Origin of the sequence: Stenotrophomonas sp. PUT21, assembly GCF_052232875.1 — a bacterium.
In the GTDB taxonomy this organism is placed as follows: Bacteria; Pseudomonadota; Gammaproteobacteria; order Xanthomonadales; family Xanthomonadaceae; genus Stenotrophomonas; species Stenotrophomonas maltophilia_N.
This window is the reverse complement of sequence record NZ_CP197645.1, coordinates 351,667-371,116: the sequence shown is the minus strand read 5'-3', so window position 1 is coordinate 371,116 and position 19,450 is coordinate 351,667. Positions and strand designations below refer to the sequence as shown.

Genomic DNA, 19,450 nt, shown 5'->3' with positions numbered 1-19,450 from the left:
CCGCCTGACCTTCATGACGGGAGCGCTGCCAGCTTGGGCAGCACTCATCTCATCGTGCACAACATTCACTAAACTGCCTGCATGAACGACGCTGCAAATTACGCGATCTCCGTCGAGGTCGCCCCCCGCTTCCTCGATGACCAGTCCACGCCGGAGGACGGCCGCTACGCGTTCGCGTACACGATCCGCATCCTCAACCAGGGCCGTGTGGCCGCGCGCCTGGTGGCCCGCCACTGGCGGATCACCGATGCCAACGGCCGCACCGAGCGCGTCGACGGCGACGGGGTGATCGGCGAGCAGCCGCGGCTGCGCCCCGGTGAAGACTTCCGTTACACCTCCGGTGTCATGCTGGAGACCGAGCACGGCACGATGCAGGGGCACTACGACATGGTGGCCGATGACGGCACCGAGTTCGCCGCCCCCATCGCACCGTTCGTCCTGACCGTTCCGCGCACACTGCACTGATGGAGGCGCACGCATGAGTGTCTGGGCCATCGGCGACCTGCAGGGCTGCTACGACGTCACCCAGCGGTTGCTGGAAAAGATCAACTTCGACCCCGCGGTCGACAAACTATGGTTCTGCGGTGACCTGGTCAACCGCGGTGGGCAGTCGCTGGAGACCCTGCGCCTGGTCCATTCGCTGCGCGAGAGCAGCGTGATCGTGCTGGGCAACCATGATCTGTCGCTGCTCGCGGTCGGTGCACGCACCGAAGAAGAGCAGCGCAAGGTCAACCCGGACCTGCTGCGCATCGTGCAGGCCGAGGACCGCGACGAACTGCTGGAATGGCTGCGCATGCAGAAGCTGGCCCATGTGGACCGTGAGCTGGGCTGGATGATGATCCACGCCGGGCTGGCCCCGAAGTGGACCACCCAGCTGGCCGAGAAGCACGCCCGCGAGGTCGAGCAGCAGCTGCACGGCAGCGGCTACCGCAAGCTGTTCCGCAACATGTACGGCGACAAGCCGAGCTGGTCCCCCGGGCTGGCCGGCTACGACCGCTCACGCGCGATCATCAATCTGTTCACCCGCATGCGCTACTGCACGCCGCGTGGCCGGATCGGGATCGAAGACAAAGGCACGCCGGGTACGCAGGAACAGGGCTTGTACCCCTGGTTCGAGGTCCCGGGCCGCGCCGAGCGCGACCTGAAGATCGTCTGTGGGCACTGGTCCGCCCTCGGCCTGACCATCACCCAGGGCGTGCACGCGATCGATACCGGCGCGGTCTGGGGGGGCAAGCTCACCGCACTGCAGCTGGATACCGACGAGCTGCGCGTGGTGCAGGTGCCGGGCCGCGATGTGCCCAAGCCGGTGTCCGCGCCGCGTCCGCCGGCCCGCCGGCCGGCCGCCGAAGGGGTGCAGGCGAACGGGCGTCCGCCGCGCCAAGGTCAAGGCCAGGGGCGTGACCGTGGCCGGGGAGGCCAGGGCCGCCAGGGAGGCGGTGCGAAACCCGCGCAGAACGCCCAGCCGCAATCTCAGCCGCAGAACAGCGACGTCACCAGCGACGCGGAATGAGCCACAGGCCGGTCAGCACGACCGGCCTGCCTGCACCGCCGGCTCAGGCGCGGCGGTAATCCACGAAATCGAACGCGAACGCGTGCCGCTCGTCGGCCGCGTGGTGCTCGCGTGCCACTTCCACCCACCGCGCCGGATCGACGGCAGGGAAATGGGTATCGGCCGACACGGTGGTGTCCACCCAGGTCAGGTGCAGATCGGTAGCCTGGTCCATGGCCAGGCGATAGATCTCGCCGCCACCGATGACGCACAGCTCTTCTGCCCCCGCATCGCCTGCAGCCGCCAGCGCCTGCTCGATCGAGGCCACCGCCTGCATGCCCTCGAACGGCACCTGCCCACTGCGGGTCAGCACCAGGTTCAGGCGGCCCGGCAAGGCACGGCCGAGCGACTGTGCGGTCCTGCGCCCCATCAGGATCGGCTTGCCGACGGTCAGCGCCTTGAAGCGCTTGAGATCGTCCGGCAGCTTCCACGGCAGGTCGTTGTCACGGCCGATGCCGTGGTCGGTGTCGAGCGCGGCGATCAGCGAGAGCTTCATGCGCGTGCCACTCACACCGCCACCGCGGCCTTGATCGCCGGGTGCGGGTCGTACCCATCAATGCGGATGTCGTCGAACTGGAACCCGAACAGATCGGTCACCTCGGGATTCAGCCAGAGCGTCGGCAGCGCGCGCGGCGCACGGGTGAGCTGTTCGCGGGCCTGCTCGACGTGGTTCGAGTACAGATGCGCATCGCCCAGGGTGTGCACGAAATCGCCGACGCCCAGCCCGGTCGCCTGCGCCACCATGTGGGTCAGCAGCGCGTAGCTGGCGATGTTGAACGGCACGCCGAGGAAGATGTCGCCGCTGCGCTGGTACAGCTGGCAGCTGAGCTTGCCGTCCACCACGTAGAACTGGAACAGGTTGTGACACGGCATCAACGCCATCTGCGACAGCTCGCCCACGTTCCAGGCGCTGACCACCAGCCGGCGCGAATCCGGGTTGCGCTTGATCTCGTCGACCAGCCACTGCATCTGGTCGATCGCCCCGCCATCGGCGGTGGCCCAGCTGCGCCACTGCTTGCCGTAAATCGGGCCGAGCTCGCCGTTGGCATCGGCCCATTCGTCCCAGATCCGCACCTGGTGCTCCTTGAGATACCCGATGTTGGTATCGCCCTTCAGGAACCACAGCAGCTCATGGATGATCGAGCGCAGGTGCAGCTTCTTGGTGGTGACCAGCGGGAAGCCGTCATTGAGATTGAAGCGCATCTGCCAGCCGAACACGCTGCGCGTGCCGGTGCCGGTGCGGTCGGACTTTTCCGTGCCGTGCTCGAGCACATGCTCGAGCAGTTCCAGATAGGCCTTCATGCCTTGGCGCCCGCGGTAGCGACCGGCAGCACCGGCTGCAGCACCGGCGCACGGCGCGACAGCGCCAGCAACACCAGGCCGAAGGCCACCAGCGGCAGGCTGAGCAGCTGGCCACGGGTGAACCAGTCGAAGGCGAGGTAGACGCCGTTGTCGGGCATGCGCACGAACTCCACCGCGAAGCGGAAGATGCCGTACATCAGCGCGAACAGGCCGGCGATCACGTAGCGATGGCGCGGCTTGGCCGACACCGCCCACAGCACCACGAACATCACCAGGCCTTCCAGCAGCGCTTCATACAACTGCGAGGGATGACGGGCGTACTGGTTGAGCGCGCCGGTGGCGAACTCGGCCTTGAGCGTGGCCAGGTCCAGCCCGTTCAACGGCGCCGGCAGGCCGCTCGGGAACACCACGCCCCAGGTGCCATCGGTGTACTTGCCCCACAGCTCGGCGCCGATGAAGTTGCCGATGCGGCCGAAGCCCAGGCCCAGCGGCACCAGCGGGGACATGAAATCGAGGGTATCGAACAGGTGCAGGCGATGCTTGCGCGACCACCACCACGAGGCGAACAGCACACCGAGCAGGCCGCCGTGGAAGCTCATGCCGCCGTCCCAGACCTTGAACAGCAACAGTGGGTTATGCAGGAATTCGGCGGTCGCGTAGAACAGCATGTAGCCCACCCGGCCACCGACGACCACGCCGAGCATCGCGTAGAACAACAGGTCGGAGAAGCCGTTGGCATCGACCCCGGGCAGGCGCCCAGCCGCGATCCGCTTGCGCCCCAGCCACCAGGCGGCGGTGAAGCCAAGCAGGTACATGATGCCGTACCAATGCACCTTGATCGGCCCAAGCGAGATGGCGATGGGGTCGATGTCGTGGAAATAGATCATGGGCGATGCCTTGCAGGGATGCAGATATTCTAGCGCCGCCCGGGAGCGGCCTCGCGGCGGCCCCGATCACGCGATTGCCAGGCTTCAGCCCAGAATCTGCGGCGTGTCCGGCAGGCCGTCCTCCTGTGACCCCGGAACCGGCGGATAGTGCCCGGCCAACAGCGCCGAGACCTCGTCAATGGCCAGCAGCACGGCGTCCTGCAGGGCGCCCTCACGCAGCCGCTGCTGCATGTGCGCGCAGATCGCCTGCCATTGCGCCTCGCCGATCCGCCCGCGCAGGCCGCGGTCGGCGATCAGCTCGATGGCATGGTCGGCCAGCAGCAGGTAGATCAACACGCCGTTGTTGTGTTCGGTATCCCAGGTGCGCAGTTGGGCGAAGGCATGTTCGGCGCGCTGTTGGGGCGTGACGCCCTGCCACAACGCGGCCAGCGGCAGATCCGCTTCCACCGCGAACATCACCTGGCCACCGTGGCGCCGCTCGCCGGCGCTGATCGCATCGGTGATCGCCTGCAGATGTGCCGGTGGGAAGGCGCGCCGCACCGAAGGAGAAAACACGTGCCGCAGCCAGCGCATCACCAGCCTCCCGAGGCGCCACCGCCTCCCGAACGCCCACCACCACCGCCCCAGCCACCACCGCCGCCGAAGCCACCGCCACCACCGAACCCTCCGCCACCGCCCCAGCCACCGCCACCCCAGCCGCCACTGCGCGCGAACACGCCGCCGCGGCCGGCCGACGTCAGGCCGACCAGCAGGCCCACCAAGGCGGCCGCGCCACTGGCGACAACCAGCGAGGTGAACAGGAACGCGGCCATCCCGGCCCCGGCACCGCTGGCCAGCGCGCGCAGCGGTCGCGGCAGCCAGCCTAGGATGCCGCGCAGGAACAGGCCGGCAAACAGGCCGATGCCCAGCGCCATCGTCCAGTTGCCTCCCGCCGGTGCGTCCTGGGCGCGATGCGTGCTGACCGGCGCGGGCAAGGCCTCGCCGTCGATCAGCTTGACCAGCGCGGCGCTGGCGTCGGTCAGGCCACCGGCGTAATCGTTGCTGCGGAAACGCGGGGCCAGGTACTCCTGGATCACCCGGTTGGCGATCGCATCCGGGATCGCGCCTTCCAGCCCGTAGCCCGGTTCGATGCGGACCCGCCGATCATCCTTGGCCACCACCAGCAGTACGCCGTCATCCACGCCCTTGCGGCCGATGGACCACTGCTCGAACACGCGCTGGGTGTACTGCTCGATCGTTTCCGGCGCGGTGGTCGGCACCATCAGGATCTGCAGCTGGCTGCCCTTGCGCTGCTGCAACGCCAACGCCTGCGCCTCCAGCGCCTGGATCTGCGCCGCGTCCAGGGTGCCGGTGGTGTCCACCACCGGCGAGGACATCGGCGGGATCGCCGCCTGGCTCTGCGCCCAGGCAGGCAGCCCCAGCGCCAGGCAGAACAGCAGCAGGCAACGCAGCAGGCGCGTGGTCACGGGCTCAGTTCGCCGGCTGCGGCTGCGGCGCCTGCGGTGCGGGTGCCGGAGCCGGTGGCTGCGAACCGAACTTGACCGCCGGCGGCTGCGAGATCTGCGCTTCGTTCTCCACCGTGAAGTTCGGCTTGGTCGCATAGCCGAACAGCTTGGCGGTGATCACCTGCGGGAACTGGCGGATGTAGGTGTTGTAGTCCTGCACCATCTGGATGTAGCGGCCGCGCGCCACGGTGATGCGGTTCTCGGTGCCTTCCAGCTGCGCCTGCAGATCACGGAAGCCCTGGTCGGACTTGAGGTTCGGGTAGTTCTCGGTGACCACCAGCAGGCGTGACAGCGCACCGCTCAGCTCGCCCTGGGCCTGCTGGAACTGCTTGAGGGAATCGGCATCGTCGGCGTTGACGTTGACCTGCCCCACGCGCGCACGGGCGTTGGTGACATCGGTCAGGACCTGGCGTTCCTGGTTGGCATAGCCTTCTACGGTCTGCACCAGGTTGGGGATCAGATCGGCGCGGCGCTTGTACTGGTTGAGCACCTCGGCCCACCCGGCCTTGACCTGCTCATCCTTCTGCTGGATGGCGTTGTAGCCGCAACCGGACAACAGGGAGGCCAGCACGGCCAGGCACAACAAACGGGAGAACGATCGCATGGCCGGCTCCGGATCTCGATGAACGGGATCCGGAGCATGCCACGTCTGCAGTAAAGCCCGCGTAACCACCCACGCCCCCTGGGTCAGGGGGTTGCCGCGCACCCCTTACCAGTTGCCGGCACCCGGCACGTTGTGCGCCACGGCGCGGCGGCGCATCAGCAGGTTCAGCCACTCCACCAGCACCGAGAAGCCCATCGCGGCATAGATGTAGGGCTTGGGCACGTGCACGCTCAGGCCGTCCAGGATCAGCACCACGCCGATCAGCAGGATGAAGGCCAGGGCCAGCATCTTCACGGTCGGGTTGGCGTCGATGAAGCGGCCCAGCGGGTTGGCGGCCAGCAGCATGACCGCCACCGACAGCAGGATCGCGGCGACCATCACCGGGATGTGGTCGGCGATGCCGACGGCGGTGATCACCGAGTCCAGCGAGAACACGATGTCGATCACGGCGATCTGCGCGATCACCATGCCGAACACGGCCGAGGCCTTGGTGGTGGTCGGGTCTTCGTCTTCGCCGCCGGTGATCAGCTCGCGGATCTCCATGGTGCCCTTGATGATCAGGAACAGGCCACCGAGGATCAGCACCAGGTCGCGGATGGAAATGCCCATGCCGGCGATGGTGAACAGGTTGGCTTCCATGTGCGCCAGGTAGGCCAGCGAGACCAGCAGCAGGATGCGCGTGATGCAGGCCACCGCGATGCCGAGCTTGCGCGCGAACGGACGGCGCGCCTCGGGCAGCTTGCTCACCGCGATCGAGATGAAGACCAGGTTGTCGATGCCCAGCACGATTTCCAGCGCGCTCAGCGTGAACAGGGTCAACCAGACATTGGGGTCGGACAACAACTCAAGGAACATGGACTTCCATCCTTACAGGGGGGATGACGCGCGTGATGCGTCAGAAGTTTTACGTCAGAAGATCTGCGGCAGCAGGATCAGGACCCAGCACACCAGTACGTTCATCATCAGCACGAATACAGCAGCCGAGCCCATGTCCTTGGCGCGGCCGGCGAGCTCGTGGAACTCTGCGCCGTAGCGTTCGATCACCGCCTCGATCGCCGAGTTGGCCAGCTCCATCGCCAGCACCAGCAGCAGCGAGCCGATCATCAGCGCGCGCTCCACCGGGGTCTGGCCGAGCCAGAGCGCCAGCGGCGCGAGCACGATCAGCAGGTAGACCTCCAGCCGGAACGAGGACTCGTGCAGCCAGGCCGCACGCAGCCCCTGCCAGGACCACACCGCGGCCTTGAAGATGCGCTTGGGGCCGCGCGGCAGGTGCCCGATTTCATCGGCCATGGGCAGGTACCCCGGTCGGCAACGCGGGCCGGAACGGCAGGAACAGCACACGGCAGACAGTCATGGGCATCGCTGAATGGGGCAGGCAATCCCTCATTTTGCCATAAGCCGGCCGGGGCATTGTCGAAGGCGGCCAACGCCCGTCCGTGGTAAAGCGCGGCCGGGCCGCAACTTCTATGATGAACGCCTACCCGTCCGGGCGCCCCAGGGTGCCCCATTACAGGAGTCGTCCATGCTGCACCGTCGTGCCCGCCCCCTTCTGCTCGCCCTTGCCCTGAGCGCTGCCCTGCCCGCACTGGCGCGCACGCCAGCCCCTGCCGCACCGCAGGTGCCGAGCCAGGTCTCCAACGTGGCCTGGGCCGGCGACATGGCGCAGTTCGCGGCCCAGGACGCGGCCACTCCGCCCCCGCGCGGCGGCATCGAGTTCATCGGCAGCTCGTCGATCCGGATGTGGGAGAGCCTGGCCACCGATTTCCCGGGCCAGCCGGTATTCAACCGCGGCTTCGGCGGCTCGGAAGTGCGCGACAGCACCTGGTATGCCGACCGCATCGTGATCCCGTATGCGCCGTGCAAGGTGTTCTTCTACGCCGGCGACAACGACCTCAACAGCGGCCGCAGCCCGGCCCAGGTCCACGACGACGTGGTGGCCTTCGTCAACCGCGTGCACCGCGACCTGCCCAGGACCACGGTGGAGTACATCTCGATCAAGCCCAGCCCGTCGCGCGCCAACCTGCTGCCGGCGATTAACGACGCCAACGCGAGGATCAAGGCCACGCTGGCTACGTTGCCCAACACCGGCTACACCGATGTCTACACGCCAATGCTCGGCGCCGACGGCCAGCCGCGTGCGGCGCTGTTCCGCGAGGACATGCTGCACATGACGCCGGAAGGCTATGCGATCTGGCGCAAGGCACTGGCGCCCAAGGTGCAGTGCGACTGAGCCATGCGGGGAGGCACAGCGCCTCCCCGACTCAACGGTAGTGGATCGTGGCCTGGGTGCCCTGCCCGGGCTCACTGGTCAGGCCGATCGTCCAGCCGAAGCGGTCGCACAGCCGGCGCACGATCGACAGCCCCAGCCCGGTGCCCTGCGGGCGGCTGGGTTCGGCGCGGTAGAACGGCTCGAAGGCGCGGCCCAGCGCTTCGGCGGACATGCCAATGCCGGTATCGCGCACGACCACCCGGTCTTCTTCGACATCGACATCGATCCGGCCTTCGTCGGTATAGCTGCAGGCATTGCGCAGCAGGTTGCTGACCACCACCTGCAACACGCGCGGCGGGGCGTGCAGCATCACCGGGCCGTGGCTGTGCAGATGGATCTCGACCGGTCGCCCGGCGATCAGCTCGCGCGCGTTGTCGACTTCATAACGGACGATCTCATTGACGTCGAACAGCTCGATCTGCGGCTCGACATCGGCCTCGCGGGCCAGGATCAGGAAGGCATCGATCACCGCTTCCATGTCGCGCCCCGCGCGTTGGATGCGCTGCAGGCCGCGGCGCAGGCGCGGGGTCATGTCCTGGTCGCCCAGCGCCATGTCGCTGGCCACGCGGATCACGGTGAGCGGGGTGCGCAGCTCGTGGCTGGCATCGCGGGTGAAGTTGCGTTCGCGCGCGACGTGCGCGGTGACCTTGGTCGCCAGCGAATGCAGCGCGGCGGCCAGCTGGCGGGTCTCGCCCTGCATGTCGGCCGGTAGTTTGGCCGGCGCCAGGTCGGCCGCTTCCGGGTGCCCGGGGTCCCAGCGCGAGACGCGCCGGGCCAGCCAGTTGACCGGTGAGACCAGGCGTTTGGAGGCGCGGTAGGTGATCCAGGAAGCCCCGTAGACGGCGAGCAGGGTCAGCAGCACCGGCACGATGCCGAACCAGAAGGCCAGCATCTCCGCGCGTGAACGCAGGAACACCAGATACAGGCGGCCTTCCGGACGCGCATCGACCAGCACCAGCTGGTCGTCGTCCTTGAGCTCATGGAAGCCGGGGGTCAACGTGCGCAGGTTGGCCGGCAGGCTCAGTGGCGACTGACCGGTCTCGAGCAGATACCCGCGGATGTTCTGGGTATTGGGGGGCGGCTGCACCGGCGAGGCCTCGTGCAGTTGCCAGTAATAGCTGGCCTCTTCCTGCAGCGCGCTGCTGACCAGGCTGTGCTTGATCACCAACGACACCAGCCACGCACCCAGCAGGATGCCCAGGCTGGCGAGCACGGCTTGGAGGATGAAGACGATACGGATCTTGCGCGGCAGACCGTGCGGCATTACGGGGTCCAGGGCGGTTCGCGGCGATTATAGGAAAGCTTGCCGTGATTCCATCGTGCAAACCATGACAACGGCCCGGCAAGCGCCGGGCCGTCATGCTCCAGAGGGTGCCGGAGGATCGCCGCTGCGCCGCCCGATGAAGGCGGCCGCGCGGCGATCAACCGCCCATCAGCTCATCGGCTGGGCGATATCGGCAATGCGGTAACCGGCGCTCTGCACGGTATGCAGCAGCGGACGGTCGAACGGCTTGTCGATGATCTTGCGCAGGTTGTACAGATGGCTGCGCAGGGTGTCCGAGTCGGGCAGGCCATTGCCCCAGATCTCGCGTTCGATTTCCTGGCGGGTCACCACACGCGGCGATTCGCGCATGAGGATCGTCAGCAGGCGCAAGCCGATCGGCGAGAGCTGCAGTTCGGTCCCGGCACGGGTGGCGCGCATGCTGACCGGATCGAGCACGAGGTCGGCGACCTTGAGCACTTCCGAGCCGACCTGGCGACGCTCGCGGCGGATCAGCGCGCGCAGGCGGGCTTCCAGTTCCTGGATGGCGAACGGCTTGGTCAGGTAGTCATCGGCGCCGAACCCCAGGCCGGTGAGCTTGTCGTCCAGCGTGTCGCGCGCGGTCAGCATCAGCACCGGCGTGGACTTGCGGGCGTCGTTGCGCAGGCGGCGACAGACTTCGATGCCGTCCAGACGCGGCAGCATCAGGTCCAGCACGACCACGTCGTAACTGTTCTCGGCCGCCAGGCGATAACCGTCCAGCCCATCCTGGGCGTAGTCGACTTCAAAGCCGCGCCCTTCCAGGTACTCGCCGATCATCTCGGAAATATTACGGTTGTCTTCGACCACCAGCACCAGGCCGGAGGTCTCCTTTGTCTGACGCATGGGATTCCCTCTTTCTTCAGCTTTGTGAAACATGCCGCATCGCCAGTGGACGCGGTGTGAAGTTCCTCACACACCGATCAAAGCAGGGGTTTGAGCAGCGGCCAGACGTTGTCCAGCACCTGCGGCTGCGCAGCTGCGGTGGGGTGCAGCCCGTCGGCCTGCATCAGGTCGGGCTTCAGCGCCACGCCCTCGAGCAGGAACGGCAGCAGTGGCACCTTGTACTGGCTGGCCAGCTCGGCGTAGGTCTGCTTCAGCCGTTGGCGGTAGGCCGGGCCGTAGTTGGGCGGCACGTCGATGCCCAGCAGCAGCACCTTGGCGCCGGCCTTCTGGCTGGCCACGATCATCTTTTCCAGGTTGCCGCGCAGTTGGGCCGGGGTGAGCCCGCGCAGCGCATCGTTGCCGCCCAGTTCGATCACCACCACGGAGGGGCGGTGCTTTTCCAGCAGCCCCGGCAGGCGGGTCAGCGCGCCGGCCGTGGTTTCACCGCTGATGCTGGCATTGATGATCGCTGGCGGCGGCTTGATCTGTTGTTTGACCCGTTGCTGAAGCAGGTTTACCCAGCCCGACGCGGCCGGGATATTGTGGGCGGCACTGAGGCTGTCGCCGACCACCAGCACCGCCGCACGGGTGTCCGGACCTTTGGCACAGGCCAGCATCGGCATCAGCAGCAACCATGCCAGCAGCCAGCCCATCGGGGCCGCGCGGCCCTTTCCACTTGCTTGGTTCATTGGAGAATCCTCATCGACAGCCTGTCCCCCCGCAGCGCGCCGGTCGCCATCGCCGCCCACAACGTGGGCAAGTCCGCACGTGGCCCGGAGGGTGAAGTCCACATACTGGACAACATTGACATGACCGTCCATGAAGGCGAGAGCGTGGCGATCGTCGGCGCTTCAGGTTCGGGCAAGACCACCCTGCTCGGGCTGCTGGCCGGGCTGGACCTGCCCAGCCACGGCACCATCGCGCTGGCCGGTGCCGATCTCAACGCGCTGGATGAGGAAGCCCGCGCGCAGCTGCGTGCACGCGAAGTCGGCTTCGTGTTCCAGAGTTTCCATCTGCTGCCGGCACTGACCGCCGAAGAGAACATCGCGCTGCCGCTGGAACTGGCCGGCCGCGAGGATCCCGCGCGGGTGCGCGAGGTGCTGGAGCAGGTCGGCCTGGGCCACCGTGCGCGGCATTACCCGCGCCAGCTTTCCGGTGGCGAGCAGCAGCGTGTGGCGCTCGCCCGCGCGTTCGTGGCGCGGCCGCGCATCCTGTTCGCCGATGAGCCGACCGGCAGCCTGGACCAGGCCACCGGGCAGCAGATCAGCGACCTGCTGTTCGCGCTCAACGCCACCAGCGATACCACCCTGGTGCTGGTCACCCATGACCTGCGCCTGGCCCAGCGCTGCGAGCGCATCTACCAGCTCGACGGTGGGCGCCTGGCCGATACCGTTGCCGGCGTGGGCGCATGAACGTCGTGCGCCACGCGGCGCGTGCGCTGCGCCGCGAGTTCCTGGCCGGCGATCTGCTGACCGTGTTCGCCGCCCTGGTGCTGGGCGTGGCGGTGATGACCGCGGTCGGCACGCTGGTCAACCGGGTCACGCTGGCACTGACCAGCAGCGCAGCGGAGATGCTCGGCGGCGACCTCGGCCTGAGCGGCCGCGAGGATATCCCCCGGACCTTCGCCGATGCAGCGCGCGAGCGCGGTCTGGCCAACACACGCATGGTCAGCTTCCCCAGCGTGCTGTTCCATGGCGATGACAGCCAGATGGCCAACATCAAGGCGGTGGGCGATGGCTACCCGCTGCGCGGCGAGCTGCGGGTCAGCCGCACCCTGCATGACAGCACCAGCGAGACCGCAGGAACACCGCCGCCCGGTGAAGCCTATGCCGATCCGCGGCTGATGCAGGCGCTCGGGCTGCAGGTGGGCGATGCGCTGGAATTCGGCGCGGGCACGTTGACCGTGACGCGGGTGCTGCAGGCCGAACCGGATACCTCCGGCGAGCTGATGCAGTTGTCGCCGCCGCTGCTGGTCAACCGCCTCGATGTGGATCGCGCCGGCCTGCTCGGGCCGGGCAGCCGCGCGTCGTACCGGATGATGTTCGCCGGTGAGCCGGCGCAGATCGAGGCCTTCCGCGAGTGGCTCACGCCGCAGGCCAAGGGCTATCGCATTGTCGGCATCGCCGACGCCCAGCGCGGCGTGCGCGGCGCGTTCGATCTGGCCGGGCGCTTCCTGTCGCTGGCCGCATTGCTGGCGGTGCTGCTGGCCGGTGTCGCCACGGCACTGGCTGCCAACCGCTTCGCGATGCGTCGCATCGACCAGGTCGCCATCCTGCGCTGCCTGGGCGCGCGCCAGCGCGACATCCTCAGCGCGATGGCGCTGCAGCTGGTGATGCTGGCGGTGCCTGCCTGTCTGGTCGGCATCGGCCTGGGCATGGCCGCGCAGGCCGGGCTGGTGCAGGCACTGGGCGGATTGATTCCGAACCGCCTGCCCCTGCCGCAGGCGACGCCGGCACTGAGTGGTGCCGGCATCGGGCTGGTGCTGCTGCTGGGCTTCGGCCTGCCGCCACTGCTGCGCCTGCGCAGCGTGCCGCCGATGCGTGTGCTCAACCGCAGCTTCGCGGCGCTGCCGCCGAGTTCGATGCTGGTCTATGCTGCGGCGCTGGCGGCCACCGTGGCGCTGACCGTGCAGGCCACCGGCGATGTAAAGCTGGCCGCGTGGGTGCTGGGCGGGCTGGCCGCGCTGGCGGCCCTGGCCGGTGCGCTCGGTGCACTGCTGCTGTGGCTGCTGCGTGGGTTGCAGCCACGCCTGCGTGGGCGTTGGAAGCTGGGGCTGGCCTCGTTGACGCGGCGGCGCGGGCTGGCGGTGATGCAGCTGGTCGGCCTGTCGCTGTCGCTGTGCTCGTTGTTGCTGCTGTCGGTGATCGGCCCGGGGTTGCTGGCGCAGTGGCGCGACCGCCTGCCGAGCGACACGCCGAACTACTTCCTGATGAACATCCAGCCGGAGCAGCGCGATGCGGTGCTGGCCACGCTGGGCGGGCTGGGCGTGGTGTCACCCGGGATCGAGCCGTTCAGTACCGGTCGCCTGCTGGCGGTCAACGACCGTCCGCCGCAGCGGCAGGCGCGCGAGGACAACAGCAACGAAGACGACGATGCCAACCGGCCGGTCAACTTCTCGTGGCGGCATGATTTCCCGCCGGCCAACACACTGCTCAGCGGCACCTTCTGGAAGGCCGGCAGTAGGGCGGCGGAAGCCTCGATCGAACAGGGCTGGGCCGAACGCTACGGGATGACGCTGGGCGACACGGTGACCCTGCAGATGGGCGACCAGGAGCGCAGCTTCACGATCACCAGCATCCGCAAGGCGGACTGGGATTCGTTCCGGGTCAATTTCTTCCTGCTGCTCAACGAGGGCGCGGTGGCCGATGCCCCGTACAACCTGATCACGGCCTTCCATCTGCCGCGCGCGCAGGCGCCGGCGCTGGCCGGGCTGACCCGGGAGTACCCGAACATTTCGCTGTTGGATATCGATGGGATCCTGGAGCGGGTGCGCGAAGTGGTGGATCGGGTGAGCCAAGCGGTGCAGCTGGTGATGGGCTTCAGTCTGCTGGCCGGGCTTCTGGTACTGCTGGCAGCGCTGCAGGCCACGGCCGGTGAGCGCCGCTATGACAGTGCGGTGCTGCGCACGCTGGGGGCCACGCGCAGCCAGCTGCGGGGCGCGGTGCTGGTCGAGTTCGGGGCGCTGGGCCTGTTGTCGGGGCTGCTGGCGGTGGGTACCGCCGCGCTGCTGGGCAGCGTGGTGGCGCGGCAGGTGTTCGAATTGACGCTGAGTCCGCCGTGGGGGCCGCTGCTGGTCGGCGGTGGCCTGGGCGTGCTGTTGAGCATGCTGGCCGGCTGGTGGGGCACGCGCCGGATTCTGCATACGCCGCCGGCGCTGGCGCTGCGGGAGGCATGAGCACGCGGCGATGACACGGGAACGGGGTGTGCCTCGGTATGCTGCACGCCCCTGCCCCCTGAGATCGCCCGGATGCCCGGCACCCCGTTCACTGCCTATCTGTATCCCGTGTTGCTGCTGCTGGGCAGCAACATCTTCATGACCTTCGCCTGGTATGGGCATCTGAAGTACAAGAGCGCGCCGTTGATCACGGTGATCCTGGTCAGCTGGGGCATCGCGTTTTTCGAATACTGCCTGCAGGTGCCGGGCAACCGGTTGGGCAGTGCGGTGTATTCGGCGCCGCAGCTCAAAGGCATGCAGGAGGTGATCACGCTGGTGGTGTTCGCGGCATTCTCGGCGTTCTATCTGGATCAGCCGCTGAAGTGGAATCACTGGGCCGCGTTCGGGTTGATCCTGGTGGCGGCGTTCCTGATGTTCAAGGAATGAGCTGACGCCTTCATTCCGGTCGCCACTGGCCGTGTCCTATCTGCACCGCTCCCACGGTGGCGGCTGGATCAGCGCCGGGTGTCGGCCGGGGCCTGTTCCACCCACTGCTTGAATACCACGTCGATCTCGGCATCCTGGACCTGCTTGCCGTCCTGGATCGCCTGCGCCTGGGTGAACAGCGGGATGATCATGGCCATCCCGTCGGGCTTGGTGTTGAGATGCACCCCCGGCGCTTTGTCGAGGACGCTGCTCCAGCGTTGGCGCACCCTGGCCCAGTAGCCCGCGGTGGCGGTCCAGTAGGCGTAGGCCGGGGTGAAATCCACCTCGGTGGTGCGGCTGTAATCGTTGAAGCCGAACTCCCGCGCGATCGGTGTCTGGCTGCCGTCGCGGTTGCGCTGGATCTTGGTGTTGAACTGCTCGTGGGTCCAGCCGTTGGGCGTGAGCGTGTGGCGGTTGATCACGACCAGGGCGTTGTAGTCGCTGCGGCGGGTGTATTCGCGACGGGGCAGCGGGCGCCAGCTGAGATCGCTGGTCCATTCGGCGATGCCGTTGTCGTAGGTCCAGGCTCCGGTACCGCAGTAGCGCGGTGCGTCGCTGACTTCATACACGCATTGGGTCCACGCGCCGGTGGTGAGCGCTGCGGGAACCGCGCGGACCTGCCAGGTCTGCTCGGCGCTGAATTCGAACCGGGTCGGCGCCTGAAACACCCAGTCCTGGCGCCAGTGCTTGGTCACGTGGCCGCTCTTCGGGTCGACCAGCAGGTGCTGGAGCACGATCCGCGCCGGGCTGTCTTCGACCACGATCACCACCTCGTTGCCGCCGGTGCGCACGGCCGGGGCGCGTTCGTAGCCGGGCTTGAGCAGCACGGTTTCGTCGAAGGCGAAATCGACCGTGTATTGGCCCTGCATGGCCAGGATGCTGGCGCGGTCACGCGCGGGATCGGCCGGCGCGGCGTGCGCGCTGGCGGTGAGCGCGAGCAGCAGCCCGGCGAGAGCGAGGGAGTGCGTCATCAGGCGTCCTTGTGCGTGCTGCGGTCAGCTGGCCCCCCTCGGCGCCGGGCGGGCCCGTCGTTTCAGATTACAGCTGGATCACCGGCATGCCATCGGCCGTCCACGATCCGCCGTGGCGGGCGGCGGTGGCGCAGCAGCAGTCGTCTACCCAGAGCTCGCCTTCGGCGCCTTCGACGTGGCCGATCCGGCGCGCGGTGGTGGCGCCCAAGGCCGACAACGAGGCCAGGCTGGCCGCAAGTTCGCGGCCTTCGCCGACCTGCAGGCGCAGGGCGCACATGCGCCAGGCGTCGTTGCCCAGGCGCACGGCGAGGCGCCGCCACAAGCGTTCGGCAACGCCGGCGTCGTTGACCGGTTCGGGCCGTGCCGGGAACGCGGAGACCAGCCGATCCCAGGCAAGGAAGTCGCTGTCCGGCAGCAGGTACAGGCGCCAGCAGCAGCGGCCGCGGGCGTCGACGAAGCACAGACTTTCGCGGATGCCTTCGCTGTCCATGCCCTGGCAGGCGTGGGCCGAGACGGCATGTTTCCAGCCACCGAGCTCGCTGCTGTCCGGACGGTACAGGCACAGCACGGTGCCCAGCGAAGCCAACTGTGCAGCCGATGGCAGACCAGCGATGGGAGGGCGGCCCGGTGGGCGGCCGACGGAAAGGGCGCGGCTCATGGCGATCTACCTGCAATCGGCGGTTGCGAAGGGAGACCCTCGACCAACGCCGCGGACCGGAGTCGACGGCGGAGTGTCGAGGGGGAGAGAGCTGGGGGAGGCAGCGCGGTTACTTGGTCAGGATCAGCTTGTCGTTGCTGGTATGACGCAGGCGATAGAAGCGGTCGCCGTGCTGGATCAGGATTTCGCGGCGGCCCTTGAGCAGGGCTTCGCTGTCGATCACTTCTTCGGGCGGGACCACACGGACCGGGCGGTCGCGCAGGGTCAGTGTTTCGGGGCGCAGCAGTACAGCAGCTTGAGTGTTCATCGTCTGGACTCGTTGCGAGGGGCGAGTCAAATGATAATGATTCTCAGTTGACAATCAACAACCATTCTCACTTTGATAGATGGCATTAATGATCGAATGCGGATCTTCGATAGTTATTGTGAATCGCAATGGGCGAATGGACGGGGCCGCCGAGCCGTAGCGCAGCCTGCGGTGGGCAGCCTGCGGTGGGCAGCCTGCAGCCTGCAGCGGGCAGCCGCCGCTATCTTCCGGCGCCCGGCATCCCTGTTCCACTGTCATGCCGTGATGGGCAGGGCCGGCCGCTGGCCGGCTCCCGCAGGTCCCGCAGATTCCCGCCGAAGGGCTCAGGCAAAGACCGCGTCCACCTGCTGCCAGACGCTCTCATCAAGCTGCTCGAACAGCGCCAGCGCGCCCAGGTTCTCTTCCAGCTGGCTGACCCGGCTGGCGCCGAGGATCACGCTGGAGACGTTGGGATTGCGCAGGCACCAGGCGATCGCCAGCTGCGCCGGCGAGACGCCCAGTTGCGCGGCCAGCGCGGTGTAGCGGCGGACCCGTTCCAGGCGGTCGCTGCCATCGTCCAGCACCTGCGCCTTCAGCCAGCCCAGCTGCTCCTGGCCCAGCCGCGACTGCGGGTCGATGCCGGCGTTGTACTTGCCGGTCAGCAGGCCCGAGGCCAGTGGCGACCAGATCGTGGTGCCGAGCCCGGCCTCCGCATACAACGGCGCGTACTCGCGCTCCACCCGCTCGCGGTGCAGCAGGTTGTACTGCGGCTGCTCCATCGAAGGCGCATGCAGGTTGCGCGCGCGGGCGATGTCCACCGCCTCCTGGATCTGCGCGGCCGACCATTCCGAGGTGCCCCAATACAGCACCTTGCCCTGGCGGATCAGGGTATCCATGGCCTGCACGGTTTCGGCGATCGGGGTATCCGGGTCCGGGCGATGGCAATAGTAAAGGTCCAGATACTCCACCCGCAGGCGCTTGAGCGCGGCGTGGCAGGCGTCGGTGACATGCTTGCGCGACAGCCCGTGCTGGGTCGGGCGCGGGTCGTCGACGGCGCCGAAGAACACCTTGCTGGAGACGCAGAAGCCATCGCGCGGCAGGCGCAGGTCGGCGATCACATCGCCCATCACCTGCTCGGCGCGGCCGCGGGCATAGCCCTCGGCGTTGTCGAAGAAGTTGACCCCGGCATCCCAGGCGGTGGCGATCAGCTTGCGGGCCTCATCGCGGCCGATCTGGTCGCCGAAGGTCACCCAGGCCCCGAAGGACAGGGCCGAGAGCTTCAGGCCGGTGGAGCCGAGACGGCGATAGAGCATGTGGTTCTCCTGCTGCGGGCCCGCAACCGGGCCGGATCGATGCCGGTTAGTGTAGAGCGCGGCGGCGCAGTTCCGCGCGGCCTGCCGTGGCGGCGGTCTCACAGCCCGTGACACGCCGCGCGGAACCGCGGCCGTGCCTTGCCGATACAGGCCCGATCACGACCGATCGCCTCGCAGACGCTGCTTTTCCTTGCCCCGCCCCTGCCGCTGCTCTAGGCTTCCCGTTTTTCGCGGCGCCCCAAGGGAAGTCTCATGGTCGAAGGTTTGGGCAGGATTGGCTTCGGCCTGTTCGGGTTGGCAGTGCTGATCGGCATTGCCTGGTTGTTCTCGAACAACAAGCGGGCTGTCGACTGGCGCCTGGTGGTCACCGGTATCGCACTGCAGATCGCCTTCGCGGCGGTGGTGCTGCTGGTCCCGGGTGGCCGTGATGTGTTCGACGCGCTGGGCAAGGGCTTCGTCAAGATCCTGGAGTTCGTCAATGCCGGCTCTGGTTTCATCTTCGGCAGCCTGATGGACACCAGCCAGTTCGGTTTCATCTTCGCCTTCCAGGTGCTGCCGACCATCATCTTCTTCTCGGCGCTGATGGGGGTCATGTACCACCTCAACGTGATGCAGATGATCGTGCGCGGCATGGCCTGGGCGATCACCAAGATCATGCGCGTGTCCGGTGCTGAAACCACCAGCGTCTGCGCCAGCGTCTTCATCGGCCAGACCGAAGCCCCGCTGACGGTGCGTCCGTACATCGCCAAGATGACCCAGTCCGAACTGATCACCATGATGATCGGCGGCATGGCGCACATCGCCGGCGGCGTGCTGGCCGCGTACGTGGGCATGCTCGGTGCCGGCGATCCGGTCGAACAGGCCTTCTATGCCAAGCATCTGCTGGCCGCGAGCATCATGGCGGCGCCGGCGACCCTGGTGGTGGCCAAGCTGCTGGTGCCTGAAACCGGCACCCCGCTGACCCGCGGTACGGTCAAGATGGAAGTGGAGAAGACCTCCAGCAACATCATCGATGCCGCTGCTGCCGGTGCCGGCGACGGCCTCAAGCTGGCGCTGAACATCGGTGCGATGCTGCTGGCCTTCATCGCCCTGATCGCCCTGATCAACGCTCCGCTGACCTGGCTGGGCGACGTCACCGGCCTGGCCTCGCTCATCGGCCGCCCGACCGACCTGTCCACCCTGTTCGGCTTCCTGCTGGCCCCGATCGCCTGGGTGATCGGCACCCCGTGGGCCGATGCCACCACCGTGGGCTCGCTGATCGGCCAGAAGGTGGTGATCAACGAGTTCGTGGCGTATTCGGAGCTGGCCAAGATCATCCGAGGCGAGGTGCCCGGCACGGTGCTGTCCGCCGAGGGCCGCCTGGTCGCCACCTACGCGCTGTGCGGTTTTGCCAACTTCAGCTCCATCGCGATCCAGATCGGTGGTATTGGTGGCCTGGCGCCGGAGCGTCGCCACGATCTGGCCAAGTTCGGCCTGCGCGCGGTGCTCGGCGGTACCATTGCCACCTTCATGACGGCGACCATCGCCGGCGTGCTGACGCATTTCAGCTGATATCCGTTCC

At 67.7% G+C, this 19,450-nt stretch carries 22 protein-coding genes; 7 read left to right on the top strand and 15 right to left on the bottom strand.

What is annotated here, in order from left to right; genetic code table 11:
- Window positions 1–81: 81 nt before the first annotated feature.
- Window positions 82–465 carry a Co2+/Mg2+ efflux protein ApaG gene (gene apaG, locus ACTT2I_RS01645; protein WP_046272001.1) on the top strand — a complete coding sequence of 128 codons (384 nt, stop codon included), beginning with the start codon at window positions 82–84 and terminating at the stop codon, window positions 463–465.
- Window positions 466–478: 13 nt separating this feature from the next.
- A complete protein-coding gene (locus ACTT2I_RS01640; RefSeq protein WP_421100171.1) occupies window positions 479–1,510 on the top strand; it encodes a symmetrical bis(5'-nucleosyl)-tetraphosphatase in 1,032 nt (343 codons plus the stop codon).
- A 43-nt stretch (window positions 1,511–1,553) separates the two neighbouring features.
- Here ACTT2I_RS01640 and ACTT2I_RS01635 read toward each other — a convergent pair whose 3' ends face one another.
- The 8 genes from ACTT2I_RS01635 to ACTT2I_RS01600 all read right to left on the bottom strand — a co-directional run bounded on the left by ACTT2I_RS01635 (window position 1,554) and on the right by ACTT2I_RS01600 (window position 7,137).
- Window positions 1,554–2,045 carry a dihydrofolate reductase gene (locus tag ACTT2I_RS01635; RefSeq protein WP_421100172.1) on the bottom strand — a complete coding sequence of 164 codons (492 nt, stop codon included), beginning with the start codon at window positions 2,043–2,045 and terminating at the stop codon, window positions 1,554–1,556.
- Window positions 2,046–2,056: 11 nt separating this feature from the next.
- Window positions 2,057–2,851 (bottom strand): thymidylate synthase, encoded by a 795-nt coding sequence (locus tag ACTT2I_RS01630; RefSeq protein ID WP_421100173.1) that lies wholly within the window; start codon window positions 2,849–2,851, stop codon window positions 2,057–2,059.
- The gene (gene lgt / locus ACTT2I_RS01625) at window positions 2,848–3,738 is read right to left on the bottom strand and encodes a prolipoprotein diacylglyceryl transferase (RefSeq protein ID WP_088434002.1); all 891 of its coding nucleotides are present in this window, start codon (window positions 3,736–3,738) and stop codon (window positions 2,848–2,850) included. Before lgt ends, ACTT2I_RS01630 begins: the two co-directional genes overlap by 4 nt.
- An 84-nt stretch (window positions 3,739–3,822) precedes the next feature.
- Window positions 3,823–4,311: a TPM domain-containing protein gene (locus ACTT2I_RS01620; protein WP_421100174.1), complete on the bottom strand. Its 489-nt coding sequence runs from the start codon at window positions 4,309–4,311 to the stop codon at window positions 3,823–3,825.
- A complete protein-coding gene (locus ACTT2I_RS01615; protein ID WP_421100295.1) occupies window positions 4,311–5,192 on the bottom strand; it encodes a TPM domain-containing protein in 882 nt (293 codons plus the stop codon). Before ACTT2I_RS01615 ends, ACTT2I_RS01620 begins: the two co-directional genes overlap by 1 nt.
- A 16-nt stretch (window positions 5,193–5,208) precedes the next feature.
- Window positions 5,209–5,847 (bottom strand): LemA family protein, encoded by a 639-nt coding sequence (locus ACTT2I_RS01610; RefSeq protein WP_293980415.1) that lies wholly within the window; start codon window positions 5,845–5,847, stop codon window positions 5,209–5,211.
- A gap of 105 nt (window positions 5,848–5,952) precedes the next feature.
- Window positions 5,953–6,702 (bottom strand): TerC family protein, encoded by a 750-nt coding sequence (locus ACTT2I_RS01605; RefSeq protein ID WP_088433998.1) that lies wholly within the window; start codon window positions 6,700–6,702, stop codon window positions 5,953–5,955.
- Between the two features lie 54 nt (window positions 6,703–6,756).
- Entirely contained in the window at window positions 6,757–7,137 is a 381-nt protein-coding gene (locus tag ACTT2I_RS01600) for a diacylglycerol kinase (RefSeq protein ID WP_088433997.1), read from the bottom strand.
- A gap of 232 nt (window positions 7,138–7,369) precedes the next feature.
- Here ACTT2I_RS01600 and ACTT2I_RS01595 point away from each other — a divergent pair, with 232 nt between their 5' ends.
- Window positions 7,370–8,077 carry an SGNH/GDSL hydrolase family protein gene (locus ACTT2I_RS01595; protein ID WP_421100175.1) on the top strand — a complete coding sequence of 236 codons (708 nt, stop codon included), beginning with the start codon at window positions 7,370–7,372 and terminating at the stop codon, window positions 8,075–8,077.
- 31 nt (window positions 8,078–8,108) lie between these two features.
- On the opposite strand, the gene ACTT2I_RS01590 is transcribed toward ACTT2I_RS01595, so the two are convergent.
- The 3 genes from ACTT2I_RS01590 to ACTT2I_RS01580 form a co-directional block, all read right to left on the bottom strand.
- The gene (locus ACTT2I_RS01590; RefSeq protein ID WP_088433995.1) at window positions 8,109–9,380 is read right to left on the bottom strand and encodes a sensor histidine kinase; all 1,272 of its coding nucleotides are present in this window, start codon (window positions 9,378–9,380) and stop codon (window positions 8,109–8,111) included.
- A gap of 168 nt (window positions 9,381–9,548) precedes the next feature.
- Window positions 9,549–10,262, bottom strand: coding sequence for a response regulator transcription factor (locus tag ACTT2I_RS01585; protein ID WP_019182442.1), 714 nt, complete (start codon window positions 10,260–10,262; stop codon window positions 9,549–9,551).
- Window positions 10,263–10,339: 77 nt separating this feature from the next.
- The gene (locus tag ACTT2I_RS01580) at window positions 10,340–10,990 is read right to left on the bottom strand and encodes an arylesterase (protein ID WP_026069656.1); all 651 of its coding nucleotides are present in this window, start codon (window positions 10,988–10,990) and stop codon (window positions 10,340–10,342) included.
- 48 nt (window positions 10,991–11,038) lie between these two features.
- Between ACTT2I_RS01580 and ACTT2I_RS01575 the strand changes: the two genes are divergently transcribed.
- From ACTT2I_RS01575 to ACTT2I_RS01565, 3 genes are all read left to right on the top strand, one after another.
- Window positions 11,039–11,713, top strand: a complete 675-nt coding sequence (locus tag ACTT2I_RS01575; RefSeq protein ID WP_421100296.1) for an ABC transporter ATP-binding protein — start codon at window positions 11,039–11,041, stop codon at window positions 11,711–11,713.
- Window positions 11,710–14,196 carry an ABC transporter permease gene (locus ACTT2I_RS01570; protein WP_421100176.1) on the top strand — a complete coding sequence of 829 codons (2,487 nt, stop codon included), beginning with the start codon at window positions 11,710–11,712 and terminating at the stop codon, window positions 14,194–14,196. The genes ACTT2I_RS01575 and ACTT2I_RS01570 overlap by 4 nt, the downstream gene beginning before the upstream one ends.
- A gap of 72 nt (window positions 14,197–14,268) precedes the next feature.
- Window positions 14,269–14,622, top strand: coding sequence for a DMT family protein (locus ACTT2I_RS01565; protein ID WP_088433991.1), 354 nt, complete (start codon window positions 14,269–14,271; stop codon window positions 14,620–14,622).
- A gap of 68 nt (window positions 14,623–14,690) precedes the next feature.
- Here the strand turns inward: ACTT2I_RS01565 and ACTT2I_RS01560 are convergent, their stop codons facing one another.
- The 4 genes from ACTT2I_RS01560 to ACTT2I_RS01545 all read right to left on the bottom strand — a co-directional run bounded on the left by ACTT2I_RS01560 (window position 14,691) and on the right by ACTT2I_RS01545 (window position 17,889).
- Window positions 14,691–15,632 (bottom strand): DUF6607 family protein, encoded by a 942-nt coding sequence (locus ACTT2I_RS01560; RefSeq protein ID WP_421100177.1) that lies wholly within the window; start codon window positions 15,630–15,632, stop codon window positions 14,691–14,693.
- A 67-nt stretch (window positions 15,633–15,699) separates the two neighbouring features.
- Window positions 15,700–16,290 (bottom strand): Hemin transport protein, encoded by a 591-nt coding sequence (locus ACTT2I_RS01555; RefSeq protein WP_293980432.1) that lies wholly within the window; start codon window positions 16,288–16,290, stop codon window positions 15,700–15,702.
- Window positions 16,291–16,399: 109 nt separating this feature from the next.
- Window positions 16,400–16,597, bottom strand: coding sequence for a hemin uptake protein HemP (hemP, locus tag ACTT2I_RS01550; RefSeq protein WP_019182448.1), 198 nt, complete (start codon window positions 16,595–16,597; stop codon window positions 16,400–16,402).
- Between the two features lie 323 nt (window positions 16,598–16,920).
- Window positions 16,921–17,889: a potassium channel beta subunit family protein gene (locus ACTT2I_RS01545; RefSeq protein ID WP_293980435.1), complete on the bottom strand. Its 969-nt coding sequence runs from the start codon at window positions 17,887–17,889 to the stop codon at window positions 16,921–16,923.
- Between the two features lie 252 nt (window positions 17,890–18,141).
- Here ACTT2I_RS01545 and ACTT2I_RS01540 point away from each other — a divergent pair, with 252 nt between their 5' ends.
- The gene (locus tag ACTT2I_RS01540; RefSeq protein WP_088433987.1) at window positions 18,142–19,440 is read left to right on the top strand and encodes a NupC/NupG family nucleoside CNT transporter; all 1,299 of its coding nucleotides are present in this window, start codon (window positions 18,142–18,144) and stop codon (window positions 19,438–19,440) included.
- Window positions 19,441–19,450: the final 10 nt, after the last annotated feature.

What these genes read in the sequence shown, in the direction of transcription:
- ACTT2I_RS01540 (WP_088433987.1), top strand. Translation starts at nt 18,142, where the DNA reads ATGGTCGAAGGTTTGGGCAGGATTGGCTTCGGCCTGTTCGGGTTGGCA.
- hemP (WP_019182448.1), bottom strand. Translation starts at nt 16,597, where the DNA reads ATGAACACTCAAGCTGCTGTACTGCTGCGCCCCGAAACACTGACCCTG.
- ACTT2I_RS01640 (WP_421100171.1), top strand. Translation starts at nt 479, where the DNA reads ATGAGTGTCTGGGCCATCGGCGACCTGCAGGGCTGCTACGACGTCACC.
- ACTT2I_RS01565 (WP_088433991.1), top strand. Translation starts at nt 14,269, where the DNA reads ATGCCCGGCACCCCGTTCACTGCCTATCTGTATCCCGTGTTGCTGCTG.
- ACTT2I_RS01560 (WP_421100177.1), bottom strand. Translation starts at nt 15,632, where the DNA reads ATGACGCACTCCCTCGCTCTCGCCGGGCTGCTGCTCGCGCTCACCGCC.
- lgt (WP_088434002.1), bottom strand. Translation starts at nt 3,738, where the DNA reads ATGATCTATTTCCACGACATCGACCCCATCGCCATCTCGCTTGGGCCG.
- ACTT2I_RS01630 (WP_421100173.1), bottom strand. Translation starts at nt 2,851, where the DNA reads ATGAAGGCCTATCTGGAACTGCTCGAGCATGTGCTCGAGCACGGCACG.
- ACTT2I_RS01570 (WP_421100176.1), top strand. Translation starts at nt 11,710, where the DNA reads ATGAACGTCGTGCGCCACGCGGCGCGTGCGCTGCGCCGCGAGTTCCTG.
- ACTT2I_RS01555 (WP_293980432.1), bottom strand. Translation starts at nt 16,290, where the DNA reads ATGAGCCGCGCCCTTTCCGTCGGCCGCCCACCGGGCCGCCCTCCCATC.
- ACTT2I_RS01610 (WP_293980415.1), bottom strand. Translation starts at nt 5,847, where the DNA reads ATGCGATCGTTCTCCCGTTTGTTGTGCCTGGCCGTGCTGGCCTCCCTG.
- ACTT2I_RS01600 (WP_088433997.1), bottom strand. Translation starts at nt 7,137, where the DNA reads ATGGCCGATGAAATCGGGCACCTGCCGCGCGGCCCCAAGCGCATCTTC.
- ACTT2I_RS01590 (WP_088433995.1), bottom strand. Translation starts at nt 9,380, where the DNA reads ATGCCGCACGGTCTGCCGCGCAAGATCCGTATCGTCTTCATCCTCCAA.
- ACTT2I_RS01620 (WP_421100174.1), bottom strand. Translation starts at nt 4,311, where the DNA reads ATGCGCTGGCTGCGGCACGTGTTTTCTCCTTCGGTGCGGCGCGCCTTC.
- ACTT2I_RS01595 (WP_421100175.1), top strand. Translation starts at nt 7,370, where the DNA reads ATGCTGCACCGTCGTGCCCGCCCCCTTCTGCTCGCCCTTGCCCTGAGC.
- ACTT2I_RS01580 (WP_026069656.1), bottom strand. Translation starts at nt 10,990, where the DNA reads ATGAACCAAGCAAGTGGAAAGGGCCGCGCGGCCCCGATGGGCTGGCTG.
- ACTT2I_RS01585 (WP_019182442.1), bottom strand. Translation starts at nt 10,262, where the DNA reads ATGCGTCAGACAAAGGAGACCTCCGGCCTGGTGCTGGTGGTCGAAGAC.
- ACTT2I_RS01545 (WP_293980435.1), bottom strand. Translation starts at nt 17,889, where the DNA reads ATGCTCTATCGCCGTCTCGGCTCCACCGGCCTGAAGCTCTCGGCCCTG.
- ACTT2I_RS01635 (WP_421100172.1), bottom strand. Translation starts at nt 2,045, where the DNA reads ATGAAGCTCTCGCTGATCGCCGCGCTCGACACCGACCACGGCATCGGC.
- apaG (WP_046272001.1), top strand. Translation starts at nt 82, where the DNA reads ATGAACGACGCTGCAAATTACGCGATCTCCGTCGAGGTCGCCCCCCGC.
- ACTT2I_RS01605 (WP_088433998.1), bottom strand. Translation starts at nt 6,702, where the DNA reads ATGTTCCTTGAGTTGTTGTCCGACCCCAATGTCTGGTTGACCCTGTTC.